The sequence below is a fragment of the Bacillus cereus group sp. BfR-BA-01350 genome, from assembly GCF_022663775.1.
Taxonomy (GTDB): Bacteria; Bacillota; Bacilli; order Bacillales; family Bacillaceae_G; genus Bacillus_A; species Bacillus_A paranthracis.
In genome coordinates this window covers 382,097-395,007 of sequence record NZ_JAKUGD010000003.1, presented here as the reverse complement: position 1 = coordinate 395,007, position 12,911 = coordinate 382,097, and the positions used below count along the sequence as shown (strand labels likewise).

Here is a 12,911-nt window from a genome sequence, read left to right as displayed (position 1 = left end):
CCGAATAGTGGCACATGAAAAAAATACCTCCTGAATTCGCATACTAAGTATGCAAATTCAATGGAGGTGTTTTTCGTTTGAAGACAAGAGTTCATTACCCAGAAGAAACAAAGTGGAAAGTCATTGAAATATTTTACATTCAAATATTCGAAAATACAATAGAGAAAATTAAGAAATGTAAGATTTTTTAAGAATCCTACATTTCCTCCGTGACATCATACCGAAGCAACTTGCCCTGATCATAAAACCTCTCAAAGATAATCCCCATTACATAGAAAAATACTAGCCCGAAGCAAATATGAATGAGTGTAAAAGTAGCTCCAAATGAAGAGAATTCATACACGAGAATGGGCAATTTCGCAGTTGTCCAAACGCCTAAGAAAAATACGATGTACCGAATGCTTGCACCTTTTTTTAAGAGTAGTGCTGCGATTGGAAAGGCGACATAGAGGGGACCAGCTGCAATGCCTCCTAATAATAGAGAAAACAAGATTCCGTATATACCTGATTTTTCACCCATATATTTCATGAGTGTTTCTTTTTTCACCCACTGATCAAGTAGCCCTACAAATAGTAAGACAGGGGGGAGGAGAAACAGCATATCTAAAATGCTATTCCCTGTTAGTTGTAATGCACGCCACCCTAAAGATTGATTTATAAAAGTTAATACAAAAAGTCCGAGTAGTAAGACGAAAAAGAAGCGATATCTTTTTAGTTCTTTCATACCATCACCATCCAAATGATATAGGAAAATAGAAGTGACATGAGTAATGCGGCTGCATTACGTGCATAAGCAAAGCTTCGCCCGAATATCTTTTGTTCCATTGGCAATGTTGTAATTCCTACTGACATGAGTGTAGACATAAGTGCCGCAACTTGAGGTAGGCCTGCACCGTGTTGGACTAACGTATGACCAAGAGGGAACACGACAAAGCTTGGAATAAGTGCAACGGAGCCGAGTATTGCTGAATACATAATACCTAACAATCCGGACTGTTCTCCAATGATAGAAGAAATAAAGGGCGGCGTTAATATAGAAAGCGATAAGCCAACGAAAAGCATGATGGAGAGCATCGCAGGGAGAAGGGTGCGAAACATTTTCCATGACTTCATTAAAGCATCTTTCGTTTTCCTGCGGTCCTTCATAAAAGAAATCCCCGTAAGAATAATGGCTAACGTGTAAAGAATCACGCCGTTAATCATGATCGGATTCCTGTAAGTCTTTATATTTACCCAGGAAAAAGGATAAGTTCTTCATTTTTTCTGCAATATCCATTTGAAAATCTGCCAGTTGTTCTTTTCCAGCAGGCGTAATTTTGTACATCTTTCTCGGTTTGTCTTGATGATCTGTACTTACATAAGATTCAATTGCACCTTCGTTTTCTAATTTTTTTAGCGTACGATATAAAATGGCACTATCGATTGGATTGACGGGAAGTTCTTCCTCGCACTTTTGCAGTAATTGTCCGCCATAGTTATCACCCTCAGCTAAAAATAACAAAAGAAATGCACCTGTATGTCTTCCTGTATGTTTCATGGGTCTTCCTCCTAGAATAAATTAGGATATATACTGTTAATGACAGTATACTGTTGTTAACAGTATATGGTGCATGAAGTGTTATGTCAATTTCAAAATGTACGAATTTCGAGGGAGAAGATAACAAGAACATTGTTTTTTTAGCGCTGGAAAACGACGGATAGGGAGGGGCTGTACATCCAAAAACATAAAAAAAAGACACTCTCAAGAGTGCCTCCCCTTAGCAGCCGAATCCGCCGCCCCAACAGCTAGCGCCAACGATGATTAATAAAATAAACAGTACAACAAGTAAAGCGAAACCGCCGCCGAAACCGCAGCCTCCACCACAACTACCGCCATAGCCCATATTAACTCCTCCTTCCATAAAGACCATTAATTAATGGATTTAATTCACTTTATGTTTTTACGGATAATCTTGAGCAGGTCCTTTTGAAAAATAAAGGTGCTTAGATTTTAAGAGAGTTGACGACCTTATTTTTGTCACCGCTATTCAGCTGATGACATATTGTATTTTATTCTGTGTATTGGGGGAAGGAGGATCTTTATGGCTAATTCTGAAATGATTTTACGTTTACTTACAGATTTAAAGATTGAACAGCAAGCTTTAAAAGAACAGCTGGAAAAAATGCAAACAGCTGTGAATACTCTTGAAGAAAAATCAGTGATTGTGGAAGAAAAACCAAAGACTATTGAAGAAAAACCAGCTGTTGCTGCTGCAAAGCAAAGAGCTCATTCTGGACACCCAACATCTTTTCGTGCTTGGAGAGCATCTGCTCAAAGGAATTCATAAAAATATAAGAAAAGAAGACATCTAGTAAGATGTCTTCTTTTGCTTGTACAATCCAAATGCGATAAGAAGGTATATATCCATATTGCTTTAAAAATAAGAAGAAAATAACGATTGTCGACTCCTTTTTTAGTATGGCATGTAATAATAAATATTTTTATGTTTTGTTGCATATATATGAATTATATGATGTGTTATTTTATATATTTTAGTGATCTGTTATATCTCTTTCTTTTTTATAGGTGTCTATTCATAAAAAACTCTACATGTAAAAAGTTGTTTGAAAATGCAAGTCATTCTACTCAACAATCGGGACATATCCTTGAATAATGGGTTAAACTAGCAGTTGACCTCGTAGTTTATGGTCTGTTATATTTATACAAACACTAAAAGGATAGGTGAAGAAGTTCGGCATAGCAGAAGTTTGATTTTCGTGAACTTTGTTATGACTGGAAAAGAGTAAATAAATCAATTTGAAGCAAACTGAAATACGCATTTTTATGTGTTTATTCGGTATGCCCATTTGATTTTTTTACTCTACGGACTTATTCTCTTTTTTAACCGCAGAGTAAAGCTCTGCGGTTTTTTTGTGTTTAAAATTTTTAGGAGGAAGTTTTTATGAATAATTTATTAAATCAATTGCAGGTACCTTCAAGATTCGAACAAACTGATAATGTTTTTTGGCAAGATCCTTATATTGCTCAAAAATTATTAGAGATTCATTTAAGCTCTGATACTGAAGGAGCTAGTAGGAGTTTTCAGTTTATTGATAAATCTATTGATTTTATCCAACGAATAGCTCCCAAAAAATCTTATCAAAAAGTACTAGACTTAGGTTGTGGTCCAGGTCTGTATAGTGAGCGATTAGCTAGAAAAGGTTATACAGTAACAGGGATAGACTTCTCTGAAAACTCAATTCGTTACGCTAAAGAACAAGCAAAAAAGTTAGATTATGATATTGAATATCGTTATGAAAATTATTTGGAATTAAATGATTCAAATATGTATGACTTGGCCCTATTGATATATTGTGATTATGGTGCTCTTGCGCCTGAAAATCGTAGTAAATTACTTTTCAACATTTGGAACAGTCTGAAGGATGGTGGAAAGTTGTTATTGGATGTTTTCTCTCAAAATCAATTTGATCAGTTCAAGGAAGAACAATATTGGAGTATGAATGAAAATGGTGGTTTCTGGTCAAAGGATTGCTATTTAGCTATCGGGAGAAATCTCAAATATCCTGATAGAGTAACATTAGAACAAACAACAGTGGTAACCGATGATAAAATAGAAATTCACAACATTTGGTATCAATTCTTCACAAAAGAATTATTCATCAAAGAGGTAACTGCTGTAGGGTTTACTGTAAAAGAAATTTACGATGATGTTTCCGGTGAAACTGGCAACGAAGGAAGTCAAACTATAGCCTTATTGTTAGAAAAGTAAAGTTAAATTGAACAAAGAGAAAGAAAAAATATCACTTTTTTCAAAAAAGTAATATTTTTTCTTTTCAACGAACGGCAGCTTATTCTAGACGCCCAACATCTTTTCCTAATTGGAGAGCATCTTGGCAAAAACATTCATAAAAATATAAGAAAAGAAGACATCAATTAAGATGTCTTCTTTTACTTGTACAATCCAAATGTGTTAAGAAGGTATATCCATATTGCTTTAAAACTAAGAAGAAAATAACGATTGTCGACTCCTTTTTTAGTATAGCATGTAATAATGAAATTTTTATATGTAATATTGCATATATATGAATTATGCAATTTTTATGTTATATATTTTAGTTGTCTGTTATTTGTTTTAATTCATTTACTTATATTATTTTTTGAGCGCCCTAGTTATGGGGCCTTTTTTTATAATTGTGTGAAAGCAGAAACCCCTCAAGCATAGTGAGGGGTTACATGACTAGGGAAATAAATGATTATTAGTGTTTAATGAGCTGAAGTTCAGGATATTGCTTCTGAATTTCTTCTAAATGATTTTCGTTTATCCCTTTTAAACTTTGATCAAAGAAGCTAGTTACTAGTTTATTAATGAGTGTATAATTTGCGGCTACATCTTCACCGGGTTCATTAATAATACGTGAAAATGCGGCTAAATCTGTAAAACTATTATGATTTGTTTTTGGAATTACAACTGTGTACGCGCCAGGTTTTTCAATGGTTTTATTTCTTAAATAGGATATTTCAAACAATTCATCTTGGATTCCGCCTGTCTTTTGATTCTCCGCTTCTTTCATATAATGAATGGTGGCTTCAGCATTCATCAACATGAATGGTTTCTGAGGGTCGTCTTTAGGCATTGGATCTCCATACAATCCGCCGTCCATATCAATGGCAGCTTTAATACGATTATCCTTTACTAACATTTGTGCGGCAGTTGCTCCTCCATAAGAGTGACCTAGCATGCCGATTTTGTCATCGTCAATTAAATTTGCAATGGCTGTAAAGTTTTTATCAAAATTGCCTTTTATTACTTCGTTTAAAACAAAAGTAGTATCCTGTTCCCAATTTCGAACCATGTTATTTAAAGCGTTAGGTGTAAATTCAATTGGTACGGAATCTATACGTTTTCCATTAGGGAAAATCGTTGTTGCTGCGTATCCTGTGAAATTAAGAGCGATTACTACATAACCTTGGCTAGCTAATTCTTCTAACTGGAATGTATTTTGTTGTCCGTATAATTCCATTCCATGGCCGAATAAAAGAAGGGGGAATTTTCCCTTAATTTGAAGTGGTTTAGCATCTTGATAAGAATGTGTTTTTGTCAGCCCTAAATGTGTCGTTACGATATACGGAGCACCTTTTGTTACACCCAATTGTTCAGCGAGGGCGTCTATGTTCTCAAAGTAGGTAGAAGGTTTCCCAGATCCTTTTTCGGCAGGATAGTACACTTGTATCATAAGTTCACGATTTCCATGACTACTACTCGGTACAATGGTTTCTTTTCGATTTGTATCAATTAAATGAAAAGATTTCGTTCCTACTGTATATTTTCCTGTAGGCTCTGGGAGTGTTATGATTGGAAAAAGCAAGGGTAGCGTAAACATTGCGATAGCAGTTACGATAATTCCTAACCCTTTTAAAATTTTCATCACGAACTTTTTAGAAACAGCTGTAGTTTTTGGTTTCAAAAAAACTTGTAATGTTAAAACGAACAATAAGAAATAGGCAGGGATCATACGCCAGTTTGCGCCAATTAATATGATGGTGGCTAATAAGAATGTGTAATTTATTATTAAGGTGAATACATTCTTTTTCGTCAACCCGCGCTTGATAAAGATAAGTTGGATGCTAGACAAAAGTAATACAGCAACAAAAATGATTTCTAACATTTTCGGTTTTTAGCTCCTTTCCTAATCATATAAATGTAGATTGCTAAATTGATAATCTATAATCTTATCGGTTATATAACCGTCATTGATAATTGTATGCATGTAAGTAAGTTTAGAATGTTTTCAGATGACATATTAAGAAAAAAGTACTCATACGAGTACCTTTTTCTTAAACCGTGCCCCATAAATGATAAACCATACCGAAGACAAAAAATGCGAGTCCTACAAATAAAACGATTAAAGCAAGCATTCCGTTTTTATTATGTTCCATACAGTCAGCTCCTTTTTATTTATATACAAAAAAGCCTTTAGTCGTAATTATGGCTAAAGGCTTGGATCTTCATACTTTGTATTTTATAAAAAAGTTGTACTTCTGTATGAATTTGGAATATGATTATTTAAAGAGTAGGTGATGAGTACATGCAGGAAACAAAACAATTCCCGCTTATATCTGGAAATCTCTCATTAGATTTAGTGAATACAGAGCTAGTTAGGCGTGGACAACGTTATGATTTATTAATAACAGATGAAGATGTATTAGAATGGCTACATGTAATAAAGGTTAATCTGCCTTTTTGGAATGAAAAAACACTTATAGGAATTCAAGAACGAATGGATCAAGTTACATCTAGCATATTAGAGGCAAGAGAAGTACTGAGAAAACAGTTTGAGACAATTGCTGATCAGCACGAAATTTCTAATGATTTTATTACGTATTTGGAAAAACAAGTTGAGAAGGCACCATTTACATATAAAGTAATTGAACAGAGTCTAGTACCTATCCCAGTTGGAGAAATTGAGGATGTACTCGTATCGATAATTGCATTTGATGCTTTAACCTTAGTAGCAGAAAATAAACTTATTTTCCTTAAAAGGTGTTCAAATCCCGACTGTGTTTTATTATTTATAGATAAAAGTGGGAAACGAAAATGGTGTTCTATGAAAATATGTGGGAACCGAAAAAAGGTAGCAAAATTCCAGGATCGAAAATGTGAAGAAGTTTAGGGGATCAACTTATAGCAGTTGATCTTTTTTTATGTATTTTAAAACTAACCCCTAAAATTAATATTGACCGGTTAGTTTATTTGAAATATAATTGTTGGTAAATAAAGGAGGAGAACGATGGATAATATAACAGCAGCTAAGCAGAAAGAGGCTCCGCCAATAAGTGTACGATATTTTGCAAAAATGAAAGGGAAAGGAAGAAGTCCGTTACAAGTGAACATAAAGGACTCTTTGACGGGACTATTAGGAGGGTTTTTAACAATTCTCACCTTAACATATTTAACGAGTATAACTTCTACAGAATTGTTAATGGCTCCATTTGGGGCGAGTTGTGTATTAGCGTTTGGAGTTTGGAATGCACCGTTATCACAGCCGCGTAATATTATTGGAGGACATTTAATTTCAACTTTCATCGGTCTATCAATATATCATTTGTTTGGGAATGAATATTGGACAATTGCTTTAGCAGTTGGGATGTCGATTGCTATTATGATGCTAACAAGAACAACGCATCCTCCGGCAGGGGCTGATCCAATTGTCGTTATTTTAGGAGCATACAGTTGGAGTTATTTAGTAACACCAGTTTTAGTTGGTTCTCTTGTTATTGTAGTTATTGCTTTATTTATTAATAATATGAGTAGTAAAAGGAGCTATCCAACTTTTTGGATATAGTTTGTAAAGCGGAAAACAATTTGAGTAAGTATCCCGTTTTTTTACTATGTTTTAATTTTCATATAAAAAAATCCTTTAGTCGTAATTATGGCTAAAGGATCGGATTCTCATACTTTTTAGTTTATAAAGATTTCAGATAAATATTAACATCTTTTATAATCATAAAATCCCTGTTTGGGTATATAAACTTATCTCAGTTTAATTGGGATGTGCATGTCCCTCTAAAATAAAAAACACTCTTAATGAGTGTTTTTTATTTTAGAGTATCAACTATATATCTGGTTACTGTGTTTTTTTATAGTAATAGTAGTTAACTAAGAGCAGGACAAAACCTATCAAAAATCCATAAAGTATACTCATAAAGCATATCATGATGCCAAGAATAATAGGGAATAAAAATATGGATATTTTTCTATATTTAAAATAAATGAAAAAGAGAATGGCACTACTTGTCCAAAATATCCAGCTATATTTTATCTCTTTAAAAACTATATATTCTAAAAAAGCGCCAAGAATTATTAATGGACTCAATTGTAGCGCTCTTCCTACTAAAAATACCCCGGCAGATACTAAATCGAATATAAAATCGAAATCACTATGAGGTCTTGTTGATCCACAGTGTACACAAATCTCGGCGTTTGCAGATATGGAATTTCCACAGTCATTACATTTTATCATTTTAAAATCATTCTATTTATATATTGAAATACAAATTATTATAAACCACTACAGCAAAAAAATGAACGAAAAACTTCTGTAATATAATTTATAAGAATCTACTCAGTATTTAGGGAAAACTTTACATATTTATCTTTCTATCAATATGTGTTAGTAGCCGATAATGAAAAAAGAAGTAATTTTATTTTCTGTTCTAGAGTTAATTCTTTTTTACATGATAATTTATAAGTTGATTAATTATTTCATAAGCAACTTTCAAGATGGTAATTCTCAGTACCATCTTGTTCTTGAACAAATGTTGTAAGCGTATGTAGCTTTAGCAAAACAGAGGGTAGCACCACATGCCCATCAAGCCAAGATTTTGAAACACCTCTAAAACGCCCCTCTTTTTACAATTATTTATAAAATCAGCACATTTCTTTCGTTTTGGTGAACAATCAATTGTTTAAGTTGATGGCGATGTGACGCTACCCTTAACTGTAACTGCCAAGTAACTTGCAATAAGTTATATTACAAAAGTTTTTTTGGTTCATTTTTCCACTATAGTGGTTTATAATGAAGTGTACTTTTAATATATGGTATATATTAATAAAAAAATAATGAAGGAGCGTTACAAACTTATGAAAAAAGCTTTATGGATCCCATTATTGGTCATCTTAGTTTTAGCACTAGGATTCGGAGCTAATTACTTCTTAGGAAGTGGGAAAGTCAATACTATTATTGAGAGAGCAGATTCCTCGATGGAAAAAGAAGGTTATAAGAGGGCTAATGATTTATATGCAGAAGCTAGTGAGTTAAAACAAGATAAGAAAACAGATGATTTAAAAACTTTGTCTAAAGAGATGAATCGTTTAAATGATATGAAAAAAACAGAAACACCGAAGGTTACACTAGAGCAAATTGATAAAGTAAAAAAGCTACCTAAACATCAATTTGAAAAACAAATTACAAAATCTTTATTAAGTGTTGAAAAAGAGACAGAAGAACTGCAATCCCAATTGCAAGAAAACGAAAAGAATATGAAGTTGGTTGAAGAGATTCTTAAAAATAAAGAATTAAGTAATGTTGATGAAGTAACGAAAGATGGTCTTATGAAGTTCACTATTAATCATCCATTAATTAAAGATCAAGAAAAAAAGTGGTCAGAATTAGTTACAAAGGCTAAAGAAGAAGCAAAATCTTTTGCAAAAGACCAAGAAGAGAAAAAGAAGTTAGCTGAACAGAAAAAACGAGAAGAACAAAAGAAAAGAGAAGAGCAACAGAAGCAAATTGCTGAAAAACAAAAACAAGAACAACAGCAAAAACAAGAACAACAACAACAACAAAAACCAGAGCCAGTGAAAAAAGAAGTTTCTAATGTGGAAGAGAAAAGTAATAAAGAAAATGTGAATAATGAAGCTACTACTCTAAAAGTACCTAATTTCCAAGCTGGATTGTCTATTGTAAATTCATTCTTAAAAGCTCAAGGTCATCCTGGAACTGCGGTATATGTAGAAGAATTTGAAACTGAAGATCAATACGGATATAAAGTAACAGATTGGTCTAAGAATGAAACAGTTTTCTATGGAGTAAATAAGAAAACTGGTGCTTTACAAAAGTTAGATATGTAGATTTTAAAAAAGAAAGTGTTTTTTCTCACTTTCTTTTTTTATATGTAGAATTTTTAAAATGAAAAAATAGATGAAGTAGCCGAGTAAAATAAGAAGTCAGGTCATAAAGACATATCCTTTTTTTAGGGGGAGTACCAACAAGTCGCTTAGCTTGGTAAATCCGTCTTTTCATCATTTTACTTCATAAAGAAAAGACACCCATATAAGAGTGTCTTTTCCGATAGTTTGTTTAGCAGAAGCAAGCAGCTCCAACGATGATTAATAAAATAAACAATACAACCAATAATGCAAATCCTCCAGCAAAACCGCAGCCTCCGCCGCAACTACCACCAAATCCCATAATAGTTCCTCCTTTAATAAGAGGGGAAAACAAAGGGTCACTCGTGTTTTTTAACGGATTCCATTTACTTTATGTTTTAACGTATAAATATGAGCAGGTCCTTTTGAAAATAAAAAAAGACACCTTGAGGTGCCTTTATGTAATTAATATTCGCTAGCGTAAAATTCTTTTATTAGCTTTATTTCATTTGTATCCGGATCAAACTTAAATATTTTAATTTGATTAGATTCGTCTTTATAGGCAAATGTATGATCGCCAACTTGGGTCATATTACTAGTGTTTAACATAGGATCGCTACTATGGTCAGTGATTTCTACAGGTTTCTCACGATCCCAAAACGCAATGACAATGATCAAGATAATAAGACATATACGTATGTTACGTAGTTCTCTTGCTAGAGGATGCTCCATATGATAGTCTCCTTTTTCATTTGCTAGATTTTGTGTATAAAAGAGATATTTTCTATGAGAATATAAATAAAAAAGACACTGTAAAAAGTGTCTTTTTTATTTAATTTATGCGCATTGCTTAATAAGACGCTAGTTCCTCAAGTTAAATATGAGTAACTATGTAGGGTAGTTCTATTATAACATTTTAACCATTAATGGGTCTATATGGAATTTGATTAATGGTTATGTTTGATTATTCGGAATGATACACGTAGTGAAAGGTATTTGTTACCTACAGTAATTGTAAAATATAATGATGTATATAACTAGTCTTGTAATAAATTTTTACTATATTTAAAATTAAAATGGAAAAAGTATAAAGAAGGAGCTGTAACATATGGGCGCTTGGGGAACTGGGTTATTTGATGATGACACGACTTGTGATGTGAAAGAGCAGTTTATTGAATATATAGAAGAAGGTAACAGTGTAGAAGAAGCAACTAAGCTCATTTTAGAAGAGTATGTAGATGAGTTTGATATAGAGGAAGATTTAGAAGTAATGTCTTTAGTATACATTGGTCTTGCGGCAATACAATTGGAGAAAGGGTGTCTTCAAGAAGAAGTTCGTAACAAGGCAATTGCATTAATTGAACGTGGGGCTGACCTTGAGCTTTGGGAAGAAGCTGATATGGAAGATTATGAAGAGAGAAAAAAAGTTTTAGATGAATTTAAGCAACAGCTGATTAACGGTTAATATTTTTCAACATGAAAAGGAGACATCTTAATAGGTGTCTTCTTTTTTCATTGTGAATAAAGTACGGAGCTATATTTCCCTTTACACGAACATAAAGGTATAATATAGTTTAGTTAACTAAACTAAACTATATAAAATCGTGGCTGGAGGAAGAACGCTATGACGAGATCATATAAAGAAGTAATTAATGAAATGAATCGAGCCTACACAGAACTCTACATTTTACTATTTCAAGATTTAAAGGATGAGTTCGGTCTTACTGGGCAGCAAGAGAGCATGCTATTTCATATCAATTTAAATGAAAACACAACAGCGAATAACATTGCGAGTACGTTTAATATAACGAAAAGTGCTGTGAGCCAAGTTTTATCAAAATTAGAAAAGCAACAGATGATTTCAAAACAAGTGAATCCGAATAATAAAAGGGAGTATTTCCTTACACTTGGTCCAAACGGTAGTAAGTATATGGAGCAGTTGTCTGAGTTAGATGATGTATTAATTGAGAAGTATTTTTCAAAAATTGATATCGGTGCTTTAGAACAAATGACGGATACGTTAAAGAAAATAAATAAAGTTATATTGGAAGAAAAACAGAAGGATCTTGATTGTAATGAGTAAGAACTTGAATGAGGTAATGAGTAGAAAGGAGGAGAAGCGTGTGATGAGTTACATACCAAATATGATGACGATAGCGAATTTTATTTGTGGGATATTGGCCATTTATTCTGTTTTCTTTCAAGATATGTATGGTGCAGTCATGTTCATTATTACAGGTATGGTATTTGATTTGTTTGATGGCATGGTTGCTCGGAAACTGGATGCTGTTTCGGAAATTGGCGGAGAGTTAGACTCATTTGCAGATTTAGTTACTTTTGGCGTAGCGCCATCTATTCTTGCCTATAGTGCCTCGTTAAAAGATTTGCAATCTATCGGGATGATATGTGCGCTCGCTTACAGTATTTGTGGAATGCTGCGGCTTGCGAGATTTAACACGCAGCAAAGTAAACTCCCGACGTTTATCGGCATGCCTATACCATTTGCGGCAATGTGTCTTCTTATTTTATGCCTCCTGAATAATCCAATTTCCGTGGCGTTTGGTACATGCGTACTCGCTTATTTAATGGTAAGCAAAATCAAATTTCCTCATTTTAAAAAAGATATATCTGAAAGCTTGAAGTCCGAAAGATGGGACTAATGAGAAAGATAAAGGAGCATAACATGATTCGTATGGCATTAAGATCATTTAACATACAAATATATTGTTTGCTAGGCGTGATGTTAGTAGGATGGCTGATGACCCCTTTTCGAGCCCAGTTTGTAGGGGGAAGCATTGGTCTCTTAGTGAGTATGTACTGCGCCTGGATTTTAGGAAGGCGTATTGAAAAGTTCGGAGATAGTATCGTAAAAAAAGAAAAAGCACCGATGCTCGGAATGATGAACCGGTTCGCAGCCGCAATTCTCGGCGCGATTATTATGTATGAAATTGAACACCGTGAGTACATGTGGACATTTGCTGCTGGAATTATGGGTGGGTATTTCTTGGTTATTATTAATTTGGGGTATTATAGTATGAGGAATGAGAAGAAATAGATGAGTAAACTCTCAAGTATAGAATGATATACTTGAGGGTTTTTTTATTATATAAAAAGTTTGCTCATTTTAAATGTATCTATTACTTGTTGCAACATATCCATTAGAAAAACCCCCATTTCAGTACCTCTAACAATATAACATATATATTCCTTATTTTTGGAAATCTTAATCTATTAAATGTCTCTTTTTCGGAGGTCCTCCAT

The 12,911-nt window shown here is 33.5% G+C and carries 16 protein-coding genes; 9 read left to right on the top strand and 7 right to left on the bottom strand.

All coding sequences use genetic code 11. From position 1 onward, the window contains the following. Nucleotides 1-196: 196 nt before the first annotated feature. From MR147_RS09825 to MR147_RS09810, 4 genes are all read right to left on the bottom strand, one after another. Nucleotides 197-724, bottom strand: coding sequence for a permease (locus MR147_RS09825; RefSeq protein WP_242303993.1), 528 nt, complete (start codon nucleotides 722-724; stop codon nucleotides 197-199). Further along, nucleotides 721-1,203, bottom strand: a complete 483-nt coding sequence (locus MR147_RS09820; RefSeq protein WP_242303991.1) for a hypothetical protein — start codon at nucleotides 1,201-1,203, stop codon at nucleotides 721-723. Before MR147_RS09820 ends, MR147_RS09825 begins: the two co-directional genes overlap by 4 nt. Continuing rightward, nucleotides 1,196-1,537, bottom strand: coding sequence for a PadR family transcriptional regulator (locus MR147_RS09815; protein WP_075396569.1), 342 nt, complete (start codon nucleotides 1,535-1,537; stop codon nucleotides 1,196-1,198). Before MR147_RS09815 ends, MR147_RS09820 begins: the two co-directional genes overlap by 8 nt. 220 nt (nucleotides 1,538-1,757) lie before the next feature. Then, complete coding sequence (locus tag MR147_RS09810) at nucleotides 1,758-1,883, bottom strand: YjcZ family sporulation protein (protein ID WP_000540377.1); 126 nt, start codon at nucleotides 1,881-1,883, stop codon at nucleotides 1,758-1,760. 198 nt (nucleotides 1,884-2,081) lie between these two features. Here MR147_RS09810 and MR147_RS09805 point away from each other — a divergent pair, with 198 nt between their 5' ends. Together MR147_RS09805 and MR147_RS09800 are read left to right on the top strand one after the other, a co-directional pair. Further along, nucleotides 2,082-2,327, top strand: a complete 246-nt coding sequence (locus tag MR147_RS09805; RefSeq protein WP_000013681.1) for a hypothetical protein — start codon at nucleotides 2,082-2,084, stop codon at nucleotides 2,325-2,327. A 615-nt stretch (nucleotides 2,328-2,942) separates the two neighbouring features. Continuing rightward, on the top strand, nucleotides 2,943-3,770 hold the full coding sequence (locus MR147_RS09800; RefSeq protein ID WP_242303990.1) for a class I SAM-dependent methyltransferase: 828 nt from the start codon (nucleotides 2,943-2,945) through the stop codon (nucleotides 3,768-3,770). Between the two features lie 487 nt (nucleotides 3,771-4,257). Here the strand turns inward: MR147_RS09800 and MR147_RS09795 are convergent, their stop codons facing one another. Beyond that, complete coding sequence (locus MR147_RS09795; protein ID WP_242303988.1) at nucleotides 4,258-5,667, bottom strand: alpha/beta hydrolase family protein; 1,410 nt, start codon at nucleotides 5,665-5,667, stop codon at nucleotides 4,258-4,260. A 420-nt stretch (nucleotides 5,668-6,087) separates the two neighbouring features. Here MR147_RS09795 and MR147_RS09790 point away from each other — a divergent pair, with 420 nt between their 5' ends. The 3 genes from MR147_RS09790 (at nucleotide 6,088) to MR147_RS09780 (ending at nucleotide 9,632) form a co-directional block, all read left to right on the top strand. Then, nucleotides 6,088-6,672, top strand: coding sequence for a CGNR zinc finger domain-containing protein (locus MR147_RS09790; RefSeq protein ID WP_001158432.1), 585 nt, complete (start codon nucleotides 6,088-6,090; stop codon nucleotides 6,670-6,672). A gap of 117 nt (nucleotides 6,673-6,789) precedes the next feature. Further along, complete coding sequence (locus MR147_RS09785; RefSeq protein WP_000368835.1) at nucleotides 6,790-7,344, top strand: HPP family protein; 555 nt, start codon at nucleotides 6,790-6,792, stop codon at nucleotides 7,342-7,344. 1,298 nt (nucleotides 7,345-8,642) lie between these two features. After that, nucleotides 8,643-9,632 (top strand): hypothetical protein, encoded by a 990-nt coding sequence (locus tag MR147_RS09780; protein WP_242303987.1) that lies wholly within the window; start codon nucleotides 8,643-8,645, stop codon nucleotides 9,630-9,632. A gap of 229 nt (nucleotides 9,633-9,861) precedes the next feature. On the opposite strand, the gene MR147_RS09775 is transcribed toward MR147_RS09780, so the two are convergent. After that, nucleotides 9,862-9,972, bottom strand: a complete 111-nt coding sequence (locus MR147_RS09775; protein WP_000505679.1) for a YjcZ family sporulation protein — start codon at nucleotides 9,970-9,972, stop codon at nucleotides 9,862-9,864. 143 nt (nucleotides 9,973-10,115) lie between these two features. Beyond that, nucleotides 10,116-10,382: a YmzC family protein gene (locus MR147_RS09770; protein WP_242303986.1), complete on the bottom strand. Its 267-nt coding sequence runs from the start codon at nucleotides 10,380-10,382 to the stop codon at nucleotides 10,116-10,118. A gap of 376 nt (nucleotides 10,383-10,758) precedes the next feature. On the opposite strand from MR147_RS09770, the gene MR147_RS09765 reads away from it, so the two are divergent. The 4 genes from MR147_RS09765 to MR147_RS09750 all read left to right on the top strand — a co-directional run bounded on the left by MR147_RS09765 (nucleotide 10,759) and on the right by MR147_RS09750 (nucleotide 12,705). Continuing rightward, entirely contained in the window at nucleotides 10,759-11,115 is a 357-nt protein-coding gene (locus tag MR147_RS09765; protein WP_242303985.1) for a DUF4259 domain-containing protein, read from the top strand. 159 nt (nucleotides 11,116-11,274) lie between these two features. After that, nucleotides 11,275-11,733 carry a MarR family winged helix-turn-helix transcriptional regulator gene (locus MR147_RS09760; RefSeq protein ID WP_074607552.1) on the top strand — a complete coding sequence of 153 codons (459 nt, stop codon included), beginning with the start codon at nucleotides 11,275-11,277 and terminating at the stop codon, nucleotides 11,731-11,733. Further along, entirely contained in the window at nucleotides 11,726-12,310 is a 585-nt protein-coding gene (gene pssA, locus MR147_RS09755; RefSeq protein WP_242303984.1) for a CDP-diacylglycerol--serine O-phosphatidyltransferase, read from the top strand. The genes MR147_RS09760 and pssA overlap by 8 nt, the downstream gene beginning before the upstream one ends. Nucleotides 12,311-12,333: 23 nt before the next feature. Continuing rightward, nucleotides 12,334-12,705 (top strand): ATP synthase subunit I, encoded by a 372-nt coding sequence (locus MR147_RS09750; protein WP_074607554.1) that lies wholly within the window; start codon nucleotides 12,334-12,336, stop codon nucleotides 12,703-12,705. Nucleotides 12,706-12,911: the final 206 nt, after the last annotated feature.